Source organism: Geobacillus sp. JS12, assembly GCF_001592395.1.
In the GTDB taxonomy this organism is placed as follows: domain Bacteria; phylum Bacillota; class Bacilli; order Bacillales; family Anoxybacillaceae; genus Geobacillus; species Geobacillus zalihae.
In genome coordinates this window covers 624355-648821 of record NZ_CP014749.1, presented here as the reverse complement: position 1 = coordinate 648821, position 24467 = coordinate 624355, and the positions used below count along the sequence as shown (strand labels likewise).

The 24467-nt window shown below is 54.2% G+C and carries 28 protein-coding genes and 2 pseudogenes; all 30 read right to left on the bottom strand.

What is annotated here, in order from left to right; all coding sequences use genetic code 11:
- Window positions 1–18: 18 nt before the first annotated feature.
- Window positions 19–1101 (bottom strand): flagellar biosynthesis protein FlhB, encoded by a 1083-nt coding sequence (gene flhB / locus A0V43_RS03325; protein ID WP_063192376.1) that lies wholly within the window; start codon window positions 1099–1101, stop codon window positions 19–21.
- 1 nt (window position 1102) lies between these two features.
- On the bottom strand, window positions 1103–1876 hold the full coding sequence (gene fliR, locus A0V43_RS03320; protein WP_063192375.1) for a flagellar biosynthetic protein FliR: 774 nt from the start codon (window positions 1874–1876) through the stop codon (window positions 1103–1105).
- A 6-nt stretch (window positions 1877–1882) separates the two neighbouring features.
- Window positions 1883–2152, bottom strand: a complete 270-nt coding sequence (gene fliQ / locus A0V43_RS03315) for a flagellar biosynthesis protein FliQ (protein WP_011230735.1) — start codon at window positions 2150–2152, stop codon at window positions 1883–1885.
- Between the two features lie 15 nt (window positions 2153–2167).
- Window positions 2168–2836, bottom strand: coding sequence for a flagellar type III secretion system pore protein FliP (gene fliP / locus A0V43_RS03310; RefSeq protein ID WP_020754637.1), 669 nt, complete (start codon window positions 2834–2836; stop codon window positions 2168–2170).
- On the bottom strand, window positions 2829–3485 hold the full coding sequence (gene fliZ / locus A0V43_RS03305; protein ID WP_063192374.1) for a flagella biosynthesis regulatory protein FliZ: 657 nt from the start codon (window positions 3483–3485) through the stop codon (window positions 2829–2831). The genes fliP and fliZ overlap by 8 nt, the downstream gene beginning before the upstream one ends.
- Before the next feature lie 19 nt (window positions 3486–3504).
- Window positions 3505–3863, bottom strand: a pseudogene (locus A0V43_RS03300) (response regulator).
- A 25-nt stretch (window positions 3864–3888) separates the two neighbouring features.
- A complete protein-coding gene (fliY, locus tag A0V43_RS19965; RefSeq protein ID WP_063193795.1) occupies window positions 3889–5070 on the bottom strand; it encodes a flagellar motor switch phosphatase FliY in 1182 nt (393 codons plus the stop codon).
- Window positions 5060–6063 (bottom strand): annotated as a pseudogene (gene fliM, locus A0V43_RS19960) (flagellar motor switch protein FliM). Before fliM ends, fliY begins: the two are co-directional and overlap by 11 nt.
- A gap of 27 nt (window positions 6064–6090) precedes the next feature.
- Window positions 6091–6519 (bottom strand): flagellar basal body-associated protein FliL, encoded by a 429-nt coding sequence (gene fliL / locus A0V43_RS03285; RefSeq protein ID WP_011230729.1) that lies wholly within the window; start codon window positions 6517–6519, stop codon window positions 6091–6093.
- Complete coding sequence (locus A0V43_RS03280) at window positions 6506–6730, bottom strand: flagellar FlbD family protein (RefSeq protein WP_014195456.1); 225 nt, start codon at window positions 6728–6730, stop codon at window positions 6506–6508. The genes fliL and A0V43_RS03280 overlap by 14 nt, the downstream gene beginning before the upstream one ends.
- A 43-nt stretch (window positions 6731–6773) precedes the next feature.
- Entirely contained in the window at window positions 6774–7571 is a 798-nt protein-coding gene (flgG, locus tag A0V43_RS03275; RefSeq protein WP_063192373.1) for a flagellar basal body rod protein FlgG, read from the bottom strand.
- An 18-nt stretch (window positions 7572–7589) separates the two neighbouring features.
- Complete coding sequence (gene flgD, locus A0V43_RS03270; RefSeq protein ID WP_063192372.1) at window positions 7590–8018, bottom strand: flagellar hook assembly protein FlgD; 429 nt, start codon at window positions 8016–8018, stop codon at window positions 7590–7592.
- A 17-nt stretch (window positions 8019–8035) separates the two neighbouring features.
- Window positions 8036–8395 (bottom strand): flagellar hook-length control protein FliK, encoded by a 360-nt coding sequence (locus tag A0V43_RS20145; protein WP_236930905.1) that lies wholly within the window; start codon window positions 8393–8395, stop codon window positions 8036–8038.
- A gap of 14 nt (window positions 8396–8409) precedes the next feature.
- Window positions 8410–9225: a hypothetical protein gene (locus tag A0V43_RS03265; protein WP_236930904.1), complete on the bottom strand. Its 816-nt coding sequence runs from the start codon at window positions 9223–9225 to the stop codon at window positions 8410–8412.
- Window positions 9222–9833 (bottom strand): MotE family protein, encoded by a 612-nt coding sequence (locus A0V43_RS03260; RefSeq protein ID WP_063192371.1) that lies wholly within the window; start codon window positions 9831–9833, stop codon window positions 9222–9224. Before A0V43_RS03260 ends, A0V43_RS03265 begins: the two co-directional genes overlap by 4 nt.
- Window positions 9834–10280 carry a flagellar export protein FliJ gene (fliJ, locus tag A0V43_RS03255; protein ID WP_014195451.1) on the bottom strand — a complete coding sequence of 149 codons (447 nt, stop codon included), beginning with the start codon at window positions 10278–10280 and terminating at the stop codon, window positions 9834–9836.
- Between the two features lie 42 nt (window positions 10281–10322).
- Complete coding sequence (fliI, locus tag A0V43_RS03250) at window positions 10323–11591, bottom strand: flagellar protein export ATPase FliI (RefSeq protein ID WP_063192370.1); 1269 nt, start codon at window positions 11589–11591, stop codon at window positions 10323–10325.
- A gap of 19 nt (window positions 11592–11610) precedes the next feature.
- Window positions 11611–12390 (bottom strand): flagellar assembly protein FliH, encoded by a 780-nt coding sequence (gene fliH / locus A0V43_RS03245; RefSeq protein WP_063192369.1) that lies wholly within the window; start codon window positions 12388–12390, stop codon window positions 11611–11613.
- Window positions 12374–13393 carry a flagellar motor switch protein FliG gene (gene fliG / locus A0V43_RS03240; RefSeq protein ID WP_015374407.1) on the bottom strand — a complete coding sequence of 340 codons (1020 nt, stop codon included), beginning with the start codon at window positions 13391–13393 and terminating at the stop codon, window positions 12374–12376. The genes fliH and fliG overlap by 17 nt, the downstream gene beginning before the upstream one ends.
- A 12-nt stretch (window positions 13394–13405) precedes the next feature.
- Window positions 13406–14992 (bottom strand): flagellar basal-body MS-ring/collar protein FliF, encoded by a 1587-nt coding sequence (fliF, locus tag A0V43_RS03235; protein ID WP_063192368.1) that lies wholly within the window; start codon window positions 14990–14992, stop codon window positions 13406–13408.
- Between the two features lie 81 nt (window positions 14993–15073).
- The gene (gene fliE, locus A0V43_RS03230) at window positions 15074–15370 is read right to left on the bottom strand and encodes a flagellar hook-basal body complex protein FliE (protein WP_063192367.1); all 297 of its coding nucleotides are present in this window, start codon (window positions 15368–15370) and stop codon (window positions 15074–15076) included.
- Between the two features lie 18 nt (window positions 15371–15388).
- Window positions 15389–15841, bottom strand: coding sequence for a flagellar basal body rod protein FlgC (gene flgC / locus A0V43_RS03225; protein WP_013145762.1), 453 nt, complete (start codon window positions 15839–15841; stop codon window positions 15389–15391).
- A gap of 3 nt (window positions 15842–15844) precedes the next feature.
- Window positions 15845–16234, bottom strand: a complete 390-nt coding sequence (gene flgB, locus A0V43_RS03220; protein ID WP_011230716.1) for a flagellar basal body rod protein FlgB — start codon at window positions 16232–16234, stop codon at window positions 15845–15847.
- A 197-nt stretch (window positions 16235–16431) separates the two neighbouring features.
- A complete protein-coding gene (gene codY / locus A0V43_RS03215; RefSeq protein WP_011230715.1) occupies window positions 16432–17211 on the bottom strand; it encodes a GTP-sensing pleiotropic transcriptional regulator CodY in 780 nt (259 codons plus the stop codon).
- Between the two features lie 16 nt (window positions 17212–17227).
- Window positions 17228–18622 carry an ATP-dependent protease ATPase subunit HslU gene (gene hslU / locus A0V43_RS03210; protein ID WP_015374405.1) on the bottom strand — a complete coding sequence of 465 codons (1395 nt, stop codon included), beginning with the start codon at window positions 18620–18622 and terminating at the stop codon, window positions 17228–17230.
- A 17-nt stretch (window positions 18623–18639) separates the two neighbouring features.
- Window positions 18640–19182, bottom strand: a complete 543-nt coding sequence (gene hslV / locus A0V43_RS03205) for an ATP-dependent protease subunit HslV (protein ID WP_063192366.1) — start codon at window positions 19180–19182, stop codon at window positions 18640–18642.
- 23 nt (window positions 19183–19205) lie between these two features.
- The gene (xerC, locus tag A0V43_RS03200) at window positions 19206–20108 is read right to left on the bottom strand and encodes a tyrosine recombinase XerC (protein ID WP_063192365.1); all 903 of its coding nucleotides are present in this window, start codon (window positions 20106–20108) and stop codon (window positions 19206–19208) included.
- A 95-nt stretch (window positions 20109–20203) separates the two neighbouring features.
- On the bottom strand, window positions 20204–22279 hold the full coding sequence (gene topA / locus A0V43_RS03195; RefSeq protein ID WP_063192364.1) for a type I DNA topoisomerase: 2076 nt from the start codon (window positions 22277–22279) through the stop codon (window positions 20204–20206).
- Window positions 22280–22357: 78 nt separating this feature from the next.
- Window positions 22358–23239 carry a DNA-processing protein DprA gene (gene dprA, locus A0V43_RS03190; protein WP_063192363.1) on the bottom strand — a complete coding sequence of 294 codons (882 nt, stop codon included), beginning with the start codon at window positions 23237–23239 and terminating at the stop codon, window positions 22358–22360.
- Between the two features lie 322 nt (window positions 23240–23561).
- Window positions 23562–24464 (bottom strand): succinate--CoA ligase subunit alpha, encoded by a 903-nt coding sequence (gene sucD, locus A0V43_RS03185; RefSeq protein WP_015374401.1) that lies wholly within the window; start codon window positions 24462–24464, stop codon window positions 23562–23564.
- Window positions 24465–24467: the final 3 nt, after the last annotated feature.

Sequence of the window (24467 nt, the reverse complement as noted above, 5' to 3'; positions counted from 1 at the left end):
GGTTTTCTCTCCTTGTTGCTACACGTTTCCTTTGAGCCGATAGACGTACGCCAAAATTTCCGCCACTGCCTTAAAAAACGCCTCTGGAATCATGTCGCCGACTTCCGTCTGGCGGTAGAGCGCCTGCGCAAGCGGGCGATTTTCGACCGTCACGACGCCATGGGTTTTCGCCACTTCCTTGATTTTCAACGCCATATAATCCGCCCCTTTCGCGACGACGACTGGCGCTTCCATCTTGCCGTCTTCATACTTGAGGGCAACGGCGTAATGCGTCGGGTTGGTAATGACGACATCCGCGTTCGGCACTTCCTGCATCATCCGCCTCATCGCCATCTCACGCTGTTTTTGCTTGATGCGCGATTTGATGAGTGGATCGCCTTCCGTCTTTTTGTATTCATCTTTAATGTCCTGTTTGGACATGCGGATGCTTTTTTCAAATTCAAACCGCTGATACAAGTAATCAAACAGCGCTAAAAACAAGAGCGCCCCTGCGGCGTACAGCCCCATTTTCACCGTCAAGCCGCCGACGACAGTCAAAACCTCACCCGGCGTCTTGGAAACGAGCGCCGCAAGCTCGCTTCGTTCGGCCAACAGCGCCGCAAACACGACCGCACCGATGATTCCAGCTTTTAACACGGATTTCAACAGCTCGACCAAGGCGCGCAACGAAAACAGCCGTTTCATTCCTTGCACGGGATTGAGGCGGTTCCCATCCATTTTTAACGGTTCAACGGTGAACAAAGCGCCGATTTGCAAAAAGTTGGCCAACCCAGCCGCCAGCACTGCGGCGGCGAACAGCGGCGCCAAAAGCAAGGATGCATGGGAAAGCCAGTCAAGAAACAGCCGGTGAAGCGAGTCAACCGTCAACGAAGGGGAGGCAGAATCGGACAAGGCGCGGGCGAACAACCGCAGCAGATCGTCCCGCTCGTACGCCCCCACCAAGGACAAAGCAAGAAATGAAGCAAGCAACACGGAAGCGGAGACGACATCACCGCTTTTGGCCACCTGTCCTTTTTCCCGCACTTCTTGCCGTTTGCGAGGCGTCGCCTTTTCCGTTTTTTCCCCAGCGAAAAATTGCAAATCGAGCCGCCACTCGCCCATCTTATCCGCCCCCCAACAGCCGCATCAACTCGCGCAACGAGGCAAACATGAAGTGAAATACACTGCGCGCCGCAAGCAATATCGTCCCAATCCCCGCCAACAGGAGCAAAAACGCCGCTGCCGTTTTGGCGGAAAAGCCGACCGCAAAAATGTTCATTTGCGGCACCGCGCGGGCGATGATGCCAAGCGCCACGTCGACTAAAAAGAGCGATCCGACAAGCGGGGCCGCCATTTGGAAAGCGGCGGCGAACATCGCAGCAAACGCCCGCACCGCGTATTCCACCGCCCGACCGTCAGCAACGTGCGGCAGGCGGTCAAGCGGCAACCAATGATAGCTGTAAAACATGCCGTCAAGCAGCAAATGGTGGCCATCGAGAGCGAGCAAAAGCAGCAGGGCGAGCAAATGAAGATATTCGCCAAGCAGCGGGCTTTGCGCTCCAGTTTGCGGGTCGATGACGTTGGCGATGGCAAACCCGATTTGAAAATCGATCAAGCCGCCGGCGATTTGCATCGCCGCCATGAGGATCGCTGCCAGCAGCCCGAGCGCCAATCCGACGAGCGCTTCTTTTACGACAAGCAATACATACACACCGTCAAGCGCCAACACCGGTTTGGGCATCGCCAAAAACAACAGCCAGCTGAACAAAAACGCCAATCCGGCTTTATACGAAGCCGGCACGGTCCGATAGGAAAACAACGGCATCGCCGCGAAAAACGAAGCGGCGCGGACAAAGAAGAGCAAAAACGCCGGAAAATAAGTCCATGCTTGTTCCATCGCCGATCAGCCTATAAACGAAGCAAGATTGTTGAAAATATCGTGCGCGTACGACACCATTTTCGAGAGCATCCACGGCCCAAAAAACACAAGTCCAAGCAAGACGGCGACGATTTTCGGCACAAACGCGAGCGTCTGCTCTTGAATTTGCGTCGCCGCCTGGAAAATGCTGACGACAAGCCCGACGGCAAGGGACAACAACAAGAGCGGCCCGCAGACGACAAGCACGATATATACGCCTTGTTCAGCAAGGCGGATGATGAAATCGGCACTCATAAACGCCACCTATCTTTATTGAAAACTTTGCAACAATGATTTGACGACCAAATGCCAGCCATCAACAAGGACAAACAATAAAATTTTAAACGGCAGCGAAATCATCACGGGCGGCAGCATCATCATCCCCATCGACATTAAGACGCTGGCGACGATCATGTCGATGACTAGAAACGGAATAAAAATCATAAAGCCCATTTGAAACGCCGTTTTCAACTCACTGATGGCAAATGCCGGCACGAGCGCGGTCATTGGGATGTCGTTGACCGTTTTCGGCTGTTTGGCGCCGCTGTATGATAAAAACAGCGCCAAATCTTCCTGCCTGGTGTATTGGCTCATAAACTGCTTCAGCGGAACAGCCGCCCGTTCATACGCCTCCTCCAAGTCAATTTTGTCGGCAAACAGCGGCTGCAATGCCTGATCGTTGATGTCTTTCCAAGTCGGCGCCATAATGAAAAATGTTAAAAACAAGGCGAGCCCGACGAGCACTTGGTTCGGCGGCATCTGCTGCGTGCCGAGCGCCGTGCGCACAAACGACAAAACGATGACGATGCGCGTAAAACATGTCATCATAATGAGAATGCCGGGTGCGATCGACAACACGGTGAGCAACAGAAGAAGCTTCACCGCTGTCGACACGTGCTCGGGAGCCATCGAATCAAACATATGGACAAATTCACTCATCGCCCGCCGTTCCTTTCCCTTTCAGCCGCTTCAGCCACTCGTTCCGTTTTTCAGTCATTTGCTTCATCTCCTCCGCCAACAGCGCCGAAAACGATGACAGCGAATCGCTTTTCCGCTTTGATTTCCCCGTCCACTCGCCTCGAAGGAAGGAGCCAAGCCGGCCGAACTCCGCCATTCGCTCCAACCGTGCGCGATGTTGCTCCAACAGTTCATTCATTTCTTGTTCGTCTTCAATTTCTTTCAGAAGCTGAATCGAATCACCGACACCGATGACGAGCAGCCGACGGCCGACTTTAATGAGCTGTACAGAGCGGTTCGTCCCGACGCTCGTCCCACCGAGATGCTCGATGACGCCCTTTTGGCTTGAAACAAACGACTGACGGCGGGACATCCACCTTAACACCGCATAAAGGAGAATGAGGACAAAGGCGGTCGCGCCGATGAGCCGAAGCACATCGGAAGCGGAAACCGCATCAGCGGCTTGATTCGCTGTTTGGTTTGTCTGTTGCCCAGAAGGAGCTGACGGCCCGCATGAATCGGGATGCTGCAGACAGTCGGCGACCGTGGGGCTTTGGGCGGCCAATGCCGGCGTCGGCCCCAAAGCGATGGCTGCTGCCAGCAAAACGGCCGCCCAGCGCCAAATTGCCATCGTTTCCACCTCTGATCGCTCACCCGATCGTTTTGTTGATCGCTTCGATGACGCGGTCCGCTTGGAACGGCTTGACCACAAAATCTTTCGCTCCGGCTTGAATGGCATCAATCACCATTGCCTGCTGCCCATCGCGGAGCACATAATGACTTTGGCATTGCTGTCGATTTTTTTAATTTCCTTGAGCGCCGCAATCCCATCCATCTCCGGCATCGTAATATCCATTGTCACGACATCGGGCCGCGTTTCCTTGTATTTCTCGATCGCCTGCCGTCCATCGGCCGCTTCGGCGACGACTTCATGTCCGTTTTTCGTCAAAATGTCTTTAATCATCATGCGCATAAATGCCGCATCATCAACGACAAGCACTCTTGCCATGTCCCCTAACCTCCCAAACGCCTGTTTATTTTAACTTTGTCAGCCGATCGCTTTGGCTGATGATGTCCGTGATGCGGACGCCGAAATTTTCATCGATGACGACAACCTCGCCTTTCGCGATCAGCTTGTTGTTGACAAACACATCGACCGGTTCGCCGGCCAGTTTATCGAGCTCAATGATCGATCCAGTCGACAGCTGCAAAATTTCCTGCACCGACCGCTTCGTCCGCCCGAGTTCAACCGTCACCTGCAGCGGCACATCAAACAGCAGCTCCAAATTGCGCGCCTCCGTTGCCGCAAGCGGCGGGGCATCGAACTCGACGAAATCGGCGGTTTGAATATGCCGAGCGGCTGCACCATCCCTCTCCTTGTCCGCCCGCCCAGCCGGCGGTCCATCCGTCGAGCGGCTCGCCGCTTCTGAAGCGGCCGCACCGCCGTTTGCCTGAACGTCAATTGGAACAGGCTGCGGCTCGTGAAACGGCCGGTCGTCCGCCGACGACTTAAGGCTCACTTCCGCTGCCCCCGGCTCCTCAAGCGGCGAGCCGAGCAATTGGGCAACCAATTCTTTCGCGAAATCGATCGGCAACAACTGCATAATGCTTGAGTCGATCAACTCGCCGATTTTCAGCCGAAATGACACTTTAATGAAAAAGTCTTCGTCCGGCAAATATTCCATCCCTTTTCCTTCCGCCAAATCAAGCAGGTGGAGCGTCGGCGGGGAAATATCAACCCGCTTGCCAAAGACAGTCGACATCGACGTCGCCGCTGAACCCATCATTTGGTTCATCGCTTCTTGAACAGCGCTCAGCTGAATCTCTCCGAGCGGACCATCGGCCGCCGTTCCGTCGCCGCCAAGCATTAAATCAGCGATAATCGCCGCGTCTTGCTGTTTAATGACCAACAAGTTTGTCCCGAGCAGCCCTTCCGTATAGTTGACTTGGATGGCGACATATGGCTGCGGAAATTCATCCGCGACGCTTGTGCGCTCGATAATGGACACGCTTGGCGTCGTAATTTCCACCTTTTGGTTCAATAACATCGACAGGGCAGTGGCCGAACTGCCGAAAGAAATATTGCCGATTTCCCCAAGGGCGTCCTGCTCAAGCGGAGAGAGAAGATCATGAAGCGCCGGAATAGGTCCGTCGCTGTCCATTCCGCGCAACAAAGCATCAATTTCATCCTGCGACAACATTCCATCATTCATCATGGTCGTCTTCGTCCCCTCGATCATCGCTAAAATTTGCACCGCCAGCTTTTTGTTCCGCTTCCCCGGCTGGCCGATAAACTTTGGAATATGGCCGATTTTGACCACGAGCGGCTCATGAATCGACTGCTCGAGCTGAATGACATCGCCGGCCTCGAGTTGAAGAAATTCATTGACCGTGATGACCGCCGTTCCCAGTTCAGCGATAATCGGCAATTTTGCCGCGCGGATGCGCTGTTCGATCCGTTTCGCTTCCTCGGGGGAACGCTCCTTTTTTTGCGCCTGCATCCAGTAATGCACCGACAGCCGCGGCATAATCGGTTCCAAGACGACATGCGGAATGCACACATTCATCATGCCGCGCGCTTCGCCGATTTGCGTGTTGAGCGAAATGACGACAACGGTGTCGTTCGGCGCAATCATGCGCAAAAACTGCGGATTGACTTCAAAATCGACAAAGAGCGGGTCGACTTCCGCCACCGATTCCCAAGCGTCGCGCCAATGGACAAACGCCTTGTCAAACAAATTGGACATGATGCGTGTTTCAATCTCCGTCAAATGCTCCACTTTATCCATCCCGACGCCGCGCCCGCCCATCACCCGGTCAAGCATGGCGTAAGCGATGTTCGGGTTGACTTCCAAAAGGACATGCCCGCCGAGCGGCGGCACCTCAAAGACATTGATGATCGTCATTTTTGGGATAGAGCGGACAAATTCTTCGTATGGAATTTGGTCGGCCGATGCGACCGAAATTTGCACATATGTGCGCAACTGGGCGGAAAAAAACGTTGTCAGCAGACGGGCGAAATTTTCATGAATGCGCGTCAGGCTGCGGATTTGATCTTTGGAAAACCGGAGCGCCCGCCGAAAATCATACGTTTTGACGCGTCGGCCTTCCTCCTCTTTTTTCAGCTCCTCCGCGCTCATCTCCCCTGCAGAAAGCGCAGCGAGCAACGCGTCAATTTCGCTTTGCGACAATACTTCCCCGGCCGTCATTTCATCTTCCCCCTTCCAATGACAGGGCTACTGGAGGATAAAAGAGGTAATGTAGACGTTCTCCACTCTCCCTTCTTGCATCAATCCGTTGATCTCGCGCTTCAGCCGCTCTTTCAGCGCCGTCAGTCCTTCTTTTCCTTTAAAGTCGGCCGCTTTCATCTGCGAAAGTTGCTCGATGATCACGTCTTTCATCTGAAAATCGCGTTTCTCCGCCTCTTCTTTTCCTTGATCGCTGTCTGTTTCAATTTTAAATGAGATTTTAATATAACGCCCGTCCGCTAAATTGGTGGTCATTTCCGGAATGTCGATCGATCGTTCCGCCAGTTCATCGGCGCTTGGCGCCCCTTGTTTTTCCGCATGCCCCATCTTCATCACCGCGACAAGCGCCGCCGTTCCAGCCAAAGCGATGACCGCCAGCACAATGATCATCGTTTTGATTGCTTTATTCCCTTTCACGGTCCAATCCTCCTGCTTTCGGTAAGCGAAACACACCAAGCTGCTGGTAAAATTCGCTCGCTCGCGCCGCCACTTGCTCGACCGTTTCGCGAACGACGAATTTTTTTCCGTTCGTCAGCGTCACGGTCGTATCAGGAAACGCTTCAATTTGTTCGATGTACAACGCATTGAGCACAAACCGTTTGCCGTTGAGCTTCGTTAACGAAATCATCGGGCAGCAGGCGCAAGACGCCGCTCACGCCCTACCTCCTATTCTATTTTTTCAAGTTGACAAGCTCTTGCAAAATTTCATCCGATGTCGTAATGATGCGCGTATTCGCCTGGAAGCCGCGCTGGGCGACGATCATCTCCGTGAATTCCTCAGCAAGGTCGACGTTGGACATCTCAAGCGCGCCGGAGACGATCGTTCCGGTTCCGTTCGCTCCCGGAGCCCCTATCGATGGCGCTCCAGAGTTGGTCGTTTCGCGGAACAAGTTGTTGCCGGCTTTTTCTAATCCGTCATTGTTGGCAAATTTCGCGAGCTGAATCGTGCCGATTGGCAAGTTGCCGGATGCGTTCACAATGGTCACTTGGCCGTCCGCTCCGATGCTCAAGCTTTTCGCATCGGTCGGAACTTGAAGGCGGCTATTTCCAACACCGAGCAAATATTGGCCATCGGCATTGACAATATAGCCTTGCGAATCGAGATAAAAATTCCCGGCTCTCGTATACATGCGATTGTTGCCGGACGCATCGCCGACGACGAAAAACCCGTCGCCGGAAATGGCCAAATCGAGCACGCGGCCGGTCGTTTGCAAGCTGCCTTGCGTATGGACGGTGTCGATCGCCGCGAGCTGCGAACCGAGCCCGACCTGCTTTGGATTCGTCCCGCCGCGGCCGGCAGTGCCAGGAGCGCTGGCGCCGGAAATCGTCTGGCTCATCAAATCTTTGAAAATCGTTCGTCCTTTTTTAAACCCGTACGTATTGACATTGGCAATGTTGTTGCCGATGACATCCAACTTCGTTTGAAAGTTGCGCATGGCGCCGATTCCGGAATACATGGAACGAAGCATCGGTTTCCTCTCCCCTTTTTATCCTTTTTGTTCGACTTTCACAACCGCATCCGCGGCAATCGTTGTCCCGTTATCAAGCCCAAGAGTCACTTGGCCGTCTTTTTGCATGACCGATTGAACGACGGCGCTCATCGTCGTCTCGCCGTCTTGCCAGTGCACCGTTTTGCCGATCCATTCGCTGTAGCGCAAAAGCGCATCGCGGCTTGACGCTTGCATCCATTGCTGCATCAAATTGGCGATGTTCATCATTTGCTCAAGCGAAGAGAAGCTCGCCATTTGCGCGATAAAGTCTTTATCTTCCATCGGATTGAGTGGGTCTTGGTTTTCGAGCTGAGCGAGCAAAATTTTGAGAAAGTCGTCTTTTCCTAAAATTTGATTGCCCGTTTTCCGTTCCGGCTGAACCGCGTTTGTCAGCCATAAGCTTCCATCAATCGGATTCGTTGTCATCCTCGTTCTTTTCCCCCTTATGCGTCAGCTTCGATCCCGTCTAGCGCAAACGGGAAGGAAGATGATGGCTCCCGCTTTTGTTTTTGCCGCGATTCGCCCTGCTGCTGCCCTCCTTGGCGGTTCCCGGAATATGGCGGCATCGCGGGGCTGTCATAATCCGACCAAACGGTCCATTTTTCGACCGTGATGGAACTCGCATCAAGCTGCTGAGCAAGCTGCGGCAAATGAGCGTAGAGCAACTCTTTCACCGCGTCGTTGGCCACGAGCAGCTTGGCGGCGAGCTTTCCACCTTCCTCTGTCATTTTCACCGTCACCGTCCCGAGATGTTCCGGATGCAGACGGATGACAAGCTGCATGACACCGTTTGGAAGCTTCATCCACCGCGCCGACCTTAGCGCGTGGGCGACTTGATCAGCGACGCTTCCGCCAGCTGACGCCGGCATCTCGCCGACCAACCCGACAGATGAAAAGGAGGGTGATAAAAGCGCAGGAGGAGTGGTGAACGAAGGAGCAGCCTCGCCGCCCTGCCCCTTGTCCCCCTTTTTGGCAGCGAAACGTCTTTTTCGCCAGCCGATCGCACAGAAGAAACTCCGTTCGGCAGCGCGACAACCGCCCTGTTGCCTCCCTGCTCACGGAACGGGCGCTGGTCGCCGTCGCTCAGGAGCAGTGGAAACATCCCGGTTTTTCCGCTGGAAGGCGAACCCGATTCAGCATCGATATGACCACGTTTTTGTCCGTCGGTTATGAACGCACGTTCCAATCCCGCTTCATCGGCCGCCGGCTGAGCGGCAATCGTTTCTTCACCATTCATCGCACCGACAAACGGAAATGTCCCATGATCACTCGTTTTCCCTTCCGCCTGCTGATCCGCCGCTAAAAGCGGCGCGCCTGCAGCTGCCGAAATTGGAGCGACAGCCCAAGCAGCCACGAGGGAAGAGGCAAGCCACAATGATTCGATTGGCGCCGGCTTCTTTTCCGCTGAAGATGGTTGTCCGGCTGCGCCCGTTTCCATTCCACCATTTTGCCAATCTGGCTCTTTGTTTTTGCTCGACTCCTCTTGAAGCAAGCTAGTCTCTGCCCCAGCGGGCAATAACTCTTGTTGCTTATCAGCAAGCAACGCCGCAAACATGTTTGCGTTTTCCGCCTCTTTTTTCACCGCCATAGCGCCTGCCGATAGCGGCGCGTTTGCTGTGATCGTTACTTTCATTCGGCCGCCTCCTTCCCCATCGCCCTTTTACTTAACGATGCCAACAGTTTCGCCGCCTGCCCAGCCGGCATTTGTTCCAAAATGGCTGCCGCTTTGTCGCCGTCAATCTGGCTCAGTACACGGAGCGCTTCGCTCTCAGGCAGTTCCGCTAAAATCGCCGCCGCCTGTTTTTCCGACATGGCGTCATACATGCCGACGACATCTTCTTCCGTCAAGGCCGGCTCGTCAACAGGCTCAGCCTGAGCGTCCGTTTTCCCGCTTGGCGCAGACAGCTGGGCGATTTCCTTTTCCTTTGCCGCCAATTCGTTTTTCAACTGCTTGATTTGCTTTTGTTGGTCGGCGATCGTTCGTTTTTGCTGGTTGATCGTCTGCTGCTGAGCTTCAATCGTTTTTTGCAAAGCTTTCTCCTTTTTGCTCCAGTTGATCCACTCGGAGACAAACGGCGCCTTTATGGTCCACTGCTTTGCCGCCTTGGCCACATCAACGCCGGCAATGTTTAAAATCAACAACAGAAAGGAGGCGGCAAACGCACTCGGAATGACAATGACAAACAACAGCCATTGCCACCAACTCGCCTGCATTTCCTGTTCAACTTTGCTCTCCGCCATCTATACCTCTCCTTGCCTTGCAAAACGTTGAACCGCCATTTCATCGAGCAGGCGGCGTTCCGCTTCCCTCTCAAGCTGCTCGGCCCACCGCTTCATGCGCTCGCGCATTTTTTCGTATTTTTTCACTTCGATATTCAATTCCATCAAACGCTGCTGCCGGCGCTGCATCTGCTCGCGCGCCTGCATGACGACGAGCTGATAATGGTCGATCATCCGCTCTAAATTCGCCATATATTGCAGCCTAAGGCGAATGTCTCCAACGGACAGGCCGGCTTGAAGCTGTTCATCCCGAGCCGCCGCGCATTCTTCTTTTTCCTTGAGCAGGCGGTAAAGCGTTTCGGCTGCCTGCTCAAACCGGCGGACCGCCTCCTCGTATTCGCCAAGCGCCTTTTCTTTTTCTTTTTCTTTCATCGCCAGCACTTTTTGCAGCCGAAACGTCGGCGTCACATTTGTTCACCCTTTCATCGTCTGAACATGGCGCGCGATTTCTCACCGAACCGACAGCAAGCGCAACAACCTATCAATGCTTTCGGCGCGCGTCGTTTTTTCATCGATGTTTTGGCGGCAAAACGCCATCATTTGCGGATAAAATTCGATCGCCTCATCAATTTCTTGGGACGACCCCCGTTTGTACGCCCCGATTTGAATCAAATCCTCCGAATCGATATAAGTGGACAGAAGGCGGCGGAACCGGTTTGCCGCTTCGCGGTGCTCTGCGCTGATAATATGGGGCATGACGCGGCTGACGCTTTTGAGCACGTTGATCGCCGGGTAATGCCCTTTGTTCGCCAGCTGGCGTTCCAACACAAAATGGCCATCCAAAATGCCGCGCACCGCATCAGCGATCGGCTCATTCATGTCATCGCCGTCAACAAGCACCGTATAAAACGCGGTGATCGTGCCGGAAGCGTTCGTTCCAGCCCGTTCAAGCAGCTTTGGCAGGAGGGCGAAGACCGATGGCGTATAGCCTTTCGTCGTCGGCGGCTCACCGACGGCAAGGCCAATCTCCCGCTGCGCCATCGCGACGCGGGTGACCGAGTCCATCATGAGCATGACATCCGCCCCTTGGTCGCGAAAATATTCGGCGATCGCCGTTGCCGTATAGGCGCCTTTGACGCGCATCAGCGCCGGCTGGTCGGACGTGGCGACGACGACGACCGAGCGGGCCAAGCCGTCTGGGCCAAGGTCGCGCTCTAAAAACTCGCGCACTTCGCGGCCACGCTCGCCGATTAAGGCGATGACGTTCACATCAGCCGACGTATGGCGGGCAATCATTCCCATGAGCGTGCTTTTGCCGACGCCCGAGCCGGCAAAAATGCCGACGCGCTGCCCCTTGCCGACGGCAAGCAGGCTGTCGATGACGCGGATGCCGACTTCAAGCGGTTCGACAATCGGCGGCCGAACGAGCGGATTGGGCGGATCGCGTTCGACCGAAACCGGCTTCAGCCCGGGCGGCAACGGGCTCCCGTCAAGCGGTTGGCCGAGCGGATCCAGAACCATGCCAATGAGCGCATCGCCGACGTGCACTTCAAGCGGCCGGCCGGTCGCTTCGACAAAACAGCCGGGAGCGATATGGGTCGTGGCGGAAAACGGCATAAGCAAGACGTGCTGTTCATGAAAGCCGACGACTTCGGCGGGAATTTTCCGGCATCCGCTCTGTTCATGGATGTAACAAAGATCCCCAATCGAGCTTTTCGGTCCTTTCGATTCCATCATCAAGCCGATGACGCGCGACACTTTGCCAAACCGTTTATACAAGTCGACAGCGTTGATTTCATCAAGAAGCGCCTGCCAGTTCAGAAAACGCTCCCTCCTTCAATCGCCGGTAGAGCGCCTCGCGCAGCCGCTCAAGCTGTACATCGACGCCCGCCTCGATGCGTCCAAACGGCGTCTCCACGACACATCCATATTCAGGAAGCGCATCGTCCGGGTAGATGAATAGATCAACGCGATGCGGAAACAGAGATTTCAGCAGCTCTTTTTGTTCTGCCACGATTTCGTAGCCGTGCGGATGCACATAAACGGCCACTTCCGTTTGCTGGCGCACTTCCTGCAACGCTTGGTGCACGAGCGGCAAAAAAGCGTTTCGATCGCCCTCAAGCGCGGCGCCGAGAATGCGTTCGGCCGCTTTTAACGCCACCTCCAGCATCGCCTCAGCCGTCGATTCGATGCGAGCGTAAAATTCGGTGTTCGCTCGCTCCGCCAAGCGGCGGGCTTGCTCAATCAACGCGCGGTGCTCGCTCAAAGCCTCCTCGCGCCCAGCCGCATAGCCGTCTTCATACCCGCGGGCGCGCGCTTCCTCGATGAGGCGCTCTTTCTCACGCTGCCATTCCTCTTTGTCGCGGGCCAACTGCTCGCGCACCGATTCGTAATATTGCTCTGCCTGGCGGCGAAGCTCGGCTGCTTCTTCCTTGGCGGCGGCGACCGCTTCCATCTCCCGTTGCCGATCGTCGCCGGACGATGGAAGATCGGAAACATGGCGCTGCACGACGATCGTCTTTTTCCCAGCGCGCACCGCCAATTTCGGCGCTTTAATGACGTTAGACAATAATATCATCTCCTCCCCCGCGCGCGATGACGATTTCTCCAGCCTCTTCGAGACGTCGGATCACGGCGACGATGCGCGATTGCGCCTCCTCGACATCACGCAGCCGGACTGGCCCCATATATTCCATTTCTTCTTTGAACGTCTCCGCCATTCTTGTCGACATGTTGCGGAAGACGATGTCTTTCACTTCATCGCTCGCCACCTTAAGCGCCAGCATCAAGTCATTGTTATCCACTTCGCGGATGACGCGCTGAATGGCGCGGTGATCGAGCGTCACGATATCTTCAAAGACAAACATCCGTTTTTTGATTTCCTCGGCCAGTTCCGGATCTTGGATTTCCAAGGCATCCAAAATCGTCCGCTCCGTGCTCCGATCGACTTGGTTCAGCACTTCCACGACCGCCTCAATGCCGCCGGCTTGCGTGTAATCTTGCACGACGGTCGCAGACAGCCGCCGCTCCAAAATTTGCTCGACTTCGTTGATAATCTCCGGCGATGTGCTGTCCATCAGCGCGATGCGCCGGGCGACATCCGCCTGCATTTCCTGCGGCAGCGCCGATAAAATTTGCCCTGCCTGCGCCGGCTCCAAATACGAAAGAATCAGAGCGATCGTTTGTGGATGTTCATTTTGGATGAAGTTTAACAGCTGCATCGGGTCGGCTTTGCGGGCGAAATCAAACGGCCGCACCATCAGCGCTGATGTCAGGCGGTTGATGATCTGCATTGCCTTATCCGGGCCGAGCGCTTTTTCAAGCACTTCTTTCGCATAGGCGATGCCGCCTTGGGCGATGTAATCTTGCGCCAGGGCGAGCTGTCGAAACTCTTCAAGCACTTCCTCTTTTTGTTCCGTCGTCACTTGACGGACGTTGGAAATTTCCAGCGTCAGCTTCTCGATCTCTTCCTCGGATAAATGTTTATAGACAGAGGCCGACACATCCGGGCCGAGGGAAATAAGCAGGATGGCTGCTTTTTGCCTGCCCGACAGCCCGCCTTTTCGTTCGCGCTTTGCCATACGCCGTTCCCCCTACTCTTCCGATAGCCACGTTTTTAATAGTTTGGCAAACTCATCCGGCTTTTCTTTCGCCAGACGCTCAAGCTGTCGACGGCGCAACGCTGCCTCCGTCTCCGGCGGCTCCGGCAAATCCGGCTCGACCGGAAGCGGCGGGGCGAATGCGAGCTCCTCCTCTTCTTCTTCATATTCACGGCGGCGTCGCAGCCAGAGGAACAACAGCAAGGCGACGAGCAACAGCGCTCCTGCACCGGCCGCATACCACCACCACACCGGCCGGTCCGGCGTTGATTCGGTGAATGTCGGCTTGCCGTTGAATTTTTGCACCGAAACGACGATGCGGTTGTTGATGTCTTGATCCGTGAGCGTTTGCGCCTCGCTCTTGTCAATTGACGTCCGAACGATTGTGCCTAGCAGTTTTTGAATATCATTGACCGTCTCGGGCGGCAGCGAGTTCGGATCATTAGGGTCAGGCGGCTCGACCATCACTTGGATGCCTAGGTCGCGGATTTTATATGGACTTTCGACGATTTGCTTTTTGATTTTGTTTACCTCGTTGTTGATCGTCTCTTCGGTTCGTTCATAGTTGCCGTTTGTTGCGCCGTTTGCGTTTTGGTAGCCCGGCACTTCGTTCGCGCCCGTTCCAGCGGCGCCTCCGGGCGGCGCACCGCTCCCGGAGTACGTCTCTTTAATGCGCTGAACGCTGACGGCAATACCTTGCTTCGTTTTCTCGTCCACTGGAGAAACCAAATTTTCTTCTCGTTTCTCCTGCGTAAAGTCGACATCCGCCGTCACGGAAACGACGACTTTATCCTGCCCCATCATCGTGCCGAGCAGTTGCTGCACTTGGCGTTGAATGTCGCGCTCGATCTGCTTTTTGATTTGCTGCTGCGAGGCGAATGTCGCCCCTGTCGAATTTTCCCCATCATTTTTTAGGTCATAATACTCAAAAAACTGATTCATAATGACGATATTATCTGTAGAGAGATTCGGAACACTTTTGGCGACGAGATGATACAAGGCCCGAATTTGCTCGTCGCTGAATTGATAGCCCGGCTTCGTCTTCAGCACGATCGAAGCCGAGGCTTCACCTTTTCCATCGGAAACAAATACGCTTGGCTGCGGAAGGTTGATCATGACTTTGGCGTCCTCGACGCCGTCGATCGTCTTGATCAAGTTGGCGAGTTCCGTTTGCATCGCCTTCAGCTTCACCATATTGAACTCATTGTCCGTCATGCCGAAGCTCGCGTTTTGGCCGAAAAATGAATAGTCAATGACTCCACTGTTCGGGATGCCTTCAGCAGCGAGCTCGACTTTCAGCGCGTCCACTTGCTCTTTCGGCACTTTAATCGTCGTCCCGCCGTCCGCCACTTCGGCCGGAACGCCGCGCTGGTCAAGCGTTGCTTTAATTTGCCCCGCTTCTTGCGGCGACAAATTGCTGTAGAGGGGCACCATTTCCGTCCTTGTGGCGAAAAAGACGCCGACGCCAACGGCCAAAAGCACGGCCGCTGCCGCAGTGAGCACGAGCCATTTCTGTTTTTTTGTCCGTTCCTGCCAAAACGCGCGAGCGCGGCTCCACCACTCTTTCCATTTCCTTCTCATACAATTCCCCCGATGATCCAATACCTGCCGCCATAGCGCAACAATGGCGGCGGCTTCCGTATGTATTGCGATTCATTGCTGCTACAATGGCATGCGCATCATTTCCTGATACGCTTCGATCGCTTTGTTGCGGATCTCCAGCGTCAGCTGCAACGTGATGCTCGCTTTTTGCGCGGCGATCATCACATCATGCAACTGAACGTTCTCCCCGCGAACGAGCTTTTCCGTCAGCGCATCGGCTTGAATTTGCGCTTCGTTCACGCGGTTGAGCGCCTCTTTGAAAAATGTGGCGAATTGCTTTTGCGCCTCAGCCGGCTTCGCTGGGAGCGAAACGGCGGAAGACATCGTCAGCCCAATGCGGGTTGCTCCATCAATCATCGTTTATCCCCTCGCATGCTATTTCCCGATCTCGAGCGCCTTCATGAGCATTCCTTTCGAAGCATTCAACACCGTAACGTTCGCCTCATACGAACGCGTCGCCCCGATCAAGTCCACCATTTCTTTCAGCGGGTCGACGTTTGGCAGACGCACATAGCCGTCGGCGCCCGCATCCGGGTGATTCGGGTCATAGACGAGTTTAAACGGCGCCGGATCATCGACAATTTCGCGCACCCGCACTCCGCCGTCCACCGCGTCGGCACGGCCGAGCGCAGCCTGCAAATAGCCCGAAAACGACCCGCTCTGCGGTTCGATGATGACCATTTTGCGGCGGTACGGCTCCCATTCGCCGTTGACAAGGCGGGCGCGCGTCGTATCGACGTTAGCGATGTTGGAGGCAATCACGTCCATGCGCAACCGTTGGGCGGTCAACGCCGAAGCCGAAATGTTTAGACTTTGAAACAAAGACACCCGTTATTTCCCTCCTTTAATCACGGTTTTCAACGTGGTAAATTTGCCGTTGAGCCGCTCGATTAAGGCATTGTAATAAATTTGGTTTTCTGCTAGTTTTGACATTTCTTGATCGATATCGACACTGTTTCCATTATGATTGTAACTCACCGTTGTGTCCGTCGTCACGATGATTTTTCCATTTTGTTCGTTTGGAAACGAAAAATGCTTCGGATTCGTCCGTTTGGCCTCAAGCCGAAACGCCCGTTCCAATTCAGCCTGAAAGCGCACATCTTTCGCCTTATAGCCCGGCGTATCGGCGTTGGCGATGTTGTCGGCGATCGCCTGTTGGCGAAGCGCAGCGTAGCGAAGCCCTTGTTCAAGCCAACCGATCGTCGCTGAAAAGAGCGCCAATGGAATCCCCTCTTTTCTCCTATTTTTCGACAATTTCTGCTAATTTTCATTTTACGGGAAAGAAAACCTAATGTATAGACGGAACTTGGTACTATTTTTCGAAGATGCCATGACAGAAAAACGATGCCAAAGATGTTTGCCAACAACAAAAAACCCGCCAGGCCAAAATACCCAGCGGGCTTAGGCGGCTACGCCGTTCAGCTCGATTTCAATTTTTCCAGTTCGCTTAAAAACTTGTCATTCAATACTTTAATGTACGTTCCTTTCATGCCGAGCGAGCGCGATTCGATCACGCCGGCGCTTTCTAGTTTGCGCAGAGCATTGACAATGACCGAGCGGGTGATGCCGACGCGGTCGGCGATTTTGCTGGCGACAAGCAGCCCTTCCGTTCCGTCAAGCTCTTCAAAAATATGTTCAATCGCCTCAAGTTCGCTGTAAGAAAGCGAGCTGATCGCCATTTGCACGACCGCCTTGCTGCGCGCTTCCTCTTCAATTTCTTCCGCCTTTTCACGCAGAATTTCCATGCCGACGACCGTCGCACCGTATTCAGCCAAAATGAGATCGTCATTGTCAAACTCGCGGTCAAGGCGCGATAAAATGAGCGTGCCGAGCCGCTCGCCTCCGCCGTTGATCGGAACGATCGTCGTCAAACCGGTTTTGAACAAGTCACGATTTTCCACTGGAAACGCCGTATATTCGCTATTAATATCAATATTAGGAGACGTTTCCGTAATGTTGAACAAGTTTTTCGTGTATTCTTCCGGAAACTGGCGCTCCTCCAGCATCCGCTTCATCCGTTCGTTTTCAATCGATTGTTTAATGGCGAATCCAAGCAGTTTGCCGCGGCGGCTGACGACAAACACATTGGCTTCAATCACTTCGCAAAGCGTTTCTGCCATTTCTTTAAAATTGACCGGCCGCCCGGCCGCCTTTTGCAACATGGCGTTGATTTTCCGCGTTTTCTCTAGCAAGTTCATGGATTTCATCTCCTCCTCATAAAATAAACTCGCTTAAATCTTTGTTTTTGACGATGCTGCCGAGTTTTTGCTCGACATATTGCGGTGTGATGACGACCTTGTCGATTCCGATGTCCGGCGCCTCAAACAGCAAGTCTTCCAGCAGTTTTTCCAAAATCGTGTGCAACCGGCGCGCACCGATGTTGTCGGTCGTCTGGTTTACTTCAAACGCCACCTCGGCAATCTTACGAATAGCATCGTCAGAAAATTCAAGACTTATACCTTCTGTCGCCAAAAGAGCTTGATATTGTTTAATGAGCGCGTTATTCGGCTCGACTAATATTCTTACGAAATCGTCGACCGAAAGTTTCGCAAGCTCGACGCGGATCGGGAAACGGCCTTGCAGCTCAGGGATCAAATCCGACGGCTTCGCCATATGGAACGCGCCGGCGGCGATGAATAAAATATGGTCTGTTTTCACCGGTCCGTACTTCGTCATGACGGTCGACCCTTCGACAATTGGCAAAATGTCGCGCTGCACCCCTTCGCGCGAGACGTCGGCCGAGCCGGACACCGCTCCGCTGCGGGCGATTTTGTCGATTTCATCGATAAAAATGATGCCGGACTGCTCAGCCAGGCGGACGGCCTCTTGCGTCACTTCATCCATGTCGATCAGCTTTTGCGCTTCCTCGTTGATGAGCACTTTGCGCGCTTCACTCACTTTGAGACGCCGCTTTTTGCGCCGCTTCGGCATGAGGCTGCTCAAGGCGTCCTGCATGTTCATCCCCATCTGCTCAATGCCTGCCCCTTGCAAAAAGTCAAACCATAACGGCGTCTGTTCCTCGATTTCAATCGTCACCATCTCGTTTTCCAACTGCCCGTTTGCCAGCTGCCAAGCAACTTGGCGCCGCTTTTGTTCCACCTGTTCATCCTCATGGCTGTAGCTGTTGTCCGCTTGGGCTCCTTGGCCGCCAAACAGCAGCTCAAGCGGATTTTTGATTGTCTGCTTTGGCTTGCCCGGAACGAGCAGTTCAACAAGCCGCTTGTTCGCCTGCTGTTCAGCCCTGTCTTTCACTTCGTTCATTTTTCGTTCTTTCACAATCCGAACTGACGTTTCCACCAAATCGCGCACCATCGATTCGACGTCGCGCCCGACATAACCGACTTCGGTGAATTTCGTCGCTTCGACTTTGATGAACGGGGCGCCGACGAGTTTGGCGAGCCGGCGGGCGATCTCCGTCTTCCCGACCCCGGTCGGGCCGATCATTAAAATGTTTTTCGGCATCACTTCATCGCGCAATTTTTCATCGAGCAAACTGCGGCGGTACCGGTTGCGAAGCGCGATCGCCACCGCCTTTTTTGCCTCTTTTTGCCCGACGATGAACTGATCGAGCTTTTCGACAATCTGCCGTGGAGTCAACGTTTCCGCCATCATCGGCCTCCTCCTTTTTACAGCTCTTCAACAATAATATGGCCGTTCGTATAAACGCAAATGTCAGCGGCGATCTCGAGCGCCGCCTTGGCAATCTCTTTCGCGGTCATCGAGCCGCCGGCGTACTTCTTCAACGCACGCCCAGCAGCCAACGCATACTGACCGCCCGAGCCGATGGCAAGCATGCCATCATCCGGCTCAATCACTTCGCCCGTGCCGGAGACAAGCAACAAATGCTGTTTGTCCATAACAATGAGCATCGCCTCGAGGCGGCGCAACACTTTATCGCTCCGCCACTCTTTCGCCAGCTCAACCGCCGCGCGCGGCAAGTTGCCATTCCATTGTTCGAGCTTGCCTTCAAACATTTCAAACAGCGTAAACGCGTCAGCGACGGAGCCGGCAAAGCCGGCGAGCACTTTGCCTTGAAACAGGCGCCGCACTTTTTTCGCCGTATGCTTCATCACGACGGCGTTGCCGAACGTCACTTGGCCGTCGCCAGCCATCGCCGCTGCGCCGTTATGGCGGATGGCAAAAATTGTCGTCGCATGAAAGGCTCCCATCATTTCCCCTCCTTGCCTGCGGGTTACGCCCGCGGATGCGCCTGCAAATAAATATGCCGCAGCCGGTCTTTCGTTACATGTGTATACACTTGCGTCGATGACAAATGCGCATGACCGAGCAGTTCCTGCATCGAACGGAGATCGGCCCCTTCGTTGAGCAAATGAGTCGCAAACGTATGCCGAAGCACGTGCGGGCTGATGTTTTGCGTCAGCGCAGCGGCTTCGACAATCCGATCCAAAATATGGCGCACTCCCCGAGGCGTGAGCGGATTGCCTCGGGCGTTGACAAATAAATAGCGGTGGTCCGCCGGCAGCTTTCTTGTCAGTTCGCGTCGGCCCCTATGGATATACCGTTCAAGCGCTTCGCGGGCCGGACGGCCGAACGGAACGTAGCGCTGCTTGTTTCCTTTGCCGTGAATGAGCACGGTTTCCGCAACAAAATCGACATCAGACAGCTGTATGTGACAACATTCACTAACCCGAGCGCCAGTCGCGTACAACAACTCAAGCAGCGCCGCATTGCGCTGGCCTAGGGCCGTATTTTCATCATTGACAAGAAACAATGCTTCTAATTCTTTTGGGTATAAAAAATTAGGAATTTTTTGCTCTTTTTTCGGCAGTGTCGCGAGCGCAAACGGATTTTCGGCCGCCCGCCCTTCGCGCAACAAAAACTTGTAAAAGCTGCGCAGACTCGAAATTTTGCGGGCGACCGAACGGCTGGCCAACTGTTGCTCGTATAGTTTCGTCAAATATAAACGAACGTCGCTGTAGGACACTTCATTGAGCGCGCCGATTCCTTCCTCATCCATAAACCGGAAAAACTGCTCAATGTCACGCCGGTAACACACAATAGTATATTGTGAATAATTTTTCTCGATTTGTAAATATTCCATGAATAATTGTAACGCAAGTTTCGAATTCTCCATCGCCTCACCCCGCAACGGCTACTACATCGTACCATATTCATCCGCATGAACGCAACTGTTTTTTTATAAAATTCTGAATTGTATCCGATGCCTTTTCAAGCTTCTAGCCGCTCTTCATAGTCGCACGCCGTGCATTGCACTTGCACACCTTTTTTCAGCTCTTTCTCCACAAGCAGCCCCGCGCATTTCGGACACGGGCGGGCGAGCGGTTTATCCCACGAGACGAAGTCGCAATCCGGGAAACGGTCGCAGCCGTAAAACACCCGCTTTCTTTTCGTGCTGCGCTCGACGATGTTGCCCTCGCGGCATTTCGGGCACTTGACGCCGATTTCTTTGACAATCGGCTTCGTATGGCGGCATTCCGGAAAATTCGAGCAGGCGATAAACTTGCCGAAACGGCCCATTTTGTACACCATCGGACTGCCGCACACCTCGCAGTCAATGCCGGCCGGCTCATCCTTAATCTCAACTGCGCGCATTTCTTTTTCCGCCACTTTCAACCGTTTTTCAAATTCGCGGTAAAACTCGTCGACGACTTTGATCCATTCCACTTTCCCTTCTTCAATTTCGTCCAATTCTTTTTCCATTTTCGCCGTAAACTCGACATCGATAATTTCCGGGAAAAATTCGAGCATCAGCTCGACAACGATTTCGCCGAGCTCGGTCGGGACAAACCGCTTGTTCTCAAGGACGACATAGTTGCGTTTTTGGATCGTATCAAGCGTCGGGGCATACGTCGACGGGCGGCCGATGCCGAGTTCCTCCAACGTTTTGACGAGGCGGGCTTCCGTGTAGCGCGGCGGCGGCTGCGTAAAGTGCTGCTTCGATTCGATCGTTTCGCTCTCAACTGTTTCCTCTTCTTCCAAATCCGGGAGGATACGGTCCTGCTCTTCCGTTTGATCGTCCGTTCCTTCAATATACACTTTCATAAACCCTGGAAATTTCACCTTCGAGCCGCTGGCGCGGAACACGACACCGTTGTTTTCCAACTCGACGCTCATGGTGTCAAGCACGGCGGCCGCCATCTGGCTGGCGATAAACCGTTCCCAAATGAGTTTATACAACCGAAACTGGTCGCGCGTCAAATACGGTTTCACTTTGTCCGGATCGCGAAATGCCGATGTCGGGCGGATCGCTTCATGGGCGTCTTGGGCGTTCGTGCTTTTCTTCTCTTTCCGCTTTTCCTGGTTGACATACATAGCGCCGAACGTCGCCTCGATATATGCCGCCGCCTCTTGCTGCGCCGTCTCGGCGACGCGCGTTGAATCGGTGCGCATATACGTGATCAAACCGACCGTCCCTTCGCTGCCAAGATCGATTCCTTCGTACAGCTGCTGGGCGATCATCATCGTCTTTTTCGTCCGGAAATTCAGTTTGCGCGCCGCTTCCTGCTGAAGCGACGACGTCGTAAACGGCGGCACGGGGCTGCGCTTGCGCTCTCGTTTTGTCACCGTTTTCACCGCAAATGCCGTTCCGTTTAAGCGATCCAGCACGGCTTTCACATCCGCCTCCGTCTTTAAATCGCGCTTTTGTCCGTCAATACTGTAAAACGAGGCGGCAAACGTCTCTCCTTCTTTTTGAAACTTCGCTTGAATCGTCCAATATTCTTCCGGCTGAAATTCGCGAATTTCTCGTTCCCGATCGATGATGAGGCGCAGCGCCACCGATTGGACGCGGCCGGCGCTTAATCCTTTTTTCACCTTTTTCCATAAGAGCGGGCTGATGTTATAGCCGACGAGGCGGTCGAGCACGCGCCGCGCCTGCTGGGCGTCAACAAGATTCATATTGATCGCGCGCGGCTTTTGAAACGATTGCTGAATCGCATCCTTCGTGATCTCATGAAAGACAACGCGGCAATCAGAGTGAATGTCCAGATCGAGCATGTGGGCCAAATGCCAGGCAATCGCCTCTCCTTCGCGATCGGGGTCGGCGGCAAGAAACACTTTTTTCGCTTTTTTCGCCGCCGTTTTCAACTCTTTGATCACCTGGCCTTTGCCGCGGATCGTAATGTATTTCGGCTCGTAGCCGTGGTCTATATCAACGCCCATTTGGCTTTTTGGCAAATCGCGGACGTGGCCCATCGACGCTTTGACTGTATATTTTTTTCCCAAGTATCGTTCGATCGTCTTCGCTTTCGTTGGCGATTCGACGATAACTAAGTAGTCTGACATCCATCTTCCACCCCTAGGAGGTAAATTGAAATCTTCATTATTATTAATGATTATTGCCGCATTTGTCAAACATGTGCATTACACGTACGGGAATTCATCCAAAATGTCCGCCGCTTCTTGCACTAGTTTTGCCCCGTGCTGAATGAGCGTATTCGGCCCAGCGGATTCCGCCAAACCGATCGGGCCGGGGACGGCGAACACTTCCCGCCCTTGCTCAAGCGCATACGCGGCGGTAATGAGCGAACCGCTTTTTCGCTTCGCCTGCACGACAAGCGTGCCGAGCGACAGCCCGCTGATGATGCGATTGCGCGCGGGAAACTGCCATGCCTGTGGGCGCGTTGCCGGCGGATGCTCAGCGATGACCAACTGTTCGTTCATCAGCAGGGCGGCGAACGGTCGATGTTCTTTCGGATAAATGTGGTCAAGTCCCCCAGCGATGACGGCGATCGTCGACCCGCCATGCTGGACGGCGAGTTGGTGGGCGCACACGTCAATCCCAAACGCGAGCCCGCTGACGATCGTAAAGCCGGCGGCAACAAGCGGCGGCACCAATTTGTTCAACGCTTCGATTCCTTCTTTCGTCGGCCGCCTCGTGCCGACGATGCTGATCAGTTTCCGCTCCTGAAGCAAAGCGGGGGCCCCCTTTGCATACAGCACCCACGGCGGGGCATAAATATGCCGAAGCAACGGCGGATAGTCATGATCAAACACGGTGACCACATGAATGCACCGGTCCATATATGTTTTTATCACACGTTGCACATCGATGGAATGCAAATCATGGAAAAAAGCGGTCCATTGAGCGTCGGAAAGCGGAACGAGCGGGCGGAGATCATGAGGAGGCAGAGAAAATGGAGCGGTGAGCGTCGGATCAACCTTCAGCAAGGAATAAATCGTCTTCCATCCTGCCCCGCGGCAATGATGGAGATGGATAAGTCGGTCGCGGACCGTATCGTACATACTGATCCCCTTTCTTTTTTCACCTTCAGCATGGATCGATCGGTGCAACGAAAACGTTTAACATATCCTTGACGGAAAAGTCGCCTGTCTATTTTTTCGACTGTCGGAGGCAAGCCGCAGGCTTCCCCGTCACGCCTTGGCGTGACGGAAGACCGAACAGCCACCCGCTTCACAGACCCATACATGGGTCTTTAAGCGGCGTTGTTCGGTCGCCCGACAGCCGATCCAATTGCTCTGTAAAAGCGGCAAATGGGAAAGCTTCAAATTGCATCTATAGACATGATATGCAACACCCCGCACGGCAACGTGCGGGGCCAAACCATTAGTGCGTTTTGCATTTTTCGTACAAGCCGCGTTCTTTCAGCACAGAAATGAGCGTTTCGCCGATCACGGCCGGCGTTTCCGCCACTTTAATGCCGCATTCGGTCATTTTTTTGATTTTCTCTGCGGCCGTGCCTTTGCCGCCGGAAATGATCGCGCCCGCATGGCCCATCCGTTTGCCCGGAGGCGCCGTTTGCCCGCCGATAAAGCCGACGACCGGTTTCGTCATGTTCGCTTTCACCCATTCGGCCGCTTCTTCTTCCGCCGTGCCGCCGATTTCGCCGATCATAATGACCGCGTACGTTTCTTCGTCTTCATTAAACGCCTTCAACACATCGATGAAGTTTGTGCCGTTGACCGGGTCGCCGCCGATGCCGACCGCCGTCGACTGGCCGATGCCGGCTTGCGTCAGTTGGTGAACGGCTTCGTACGTCAGCGTGCCGGAACGGGAAACAATGCCGACATGTCCTTTTTTATGGATGTAGCCCGGCATAATGCCGATTTTGCACTCTTCCGGCGTAATGACGCCCGGGCAGTTCGGGCCGATGAGGCGCGTCTTTTTGCCCTCCATGTACCGTTTCACTTTCACCATATCAAGCACCGGAATGCCTTCGGTGATGCAAACAACAAGGTCGAGTCCCGCGTCGACCGCTTCCATGATGGCATCCGCAGCGAAGGCCGGCGGAACGTAAATGACCGAGGCGTTCGCGCCTGTTTTTTCGACCGCTTCGGAAACGGTGTCAAACACCGGCACGCCTTCGACTTCCGTGCCGCCTTTGCCCGGCGTGACGCCGCCGACGATGTTCGTCCCGTACTCGATCATCTGCTTTGTATGGAACAGCCCTTGCGAACCGGTAATCCCTTGTACGATCACTTTCGTATCTTTATTGACAAAAACGCTCACGTG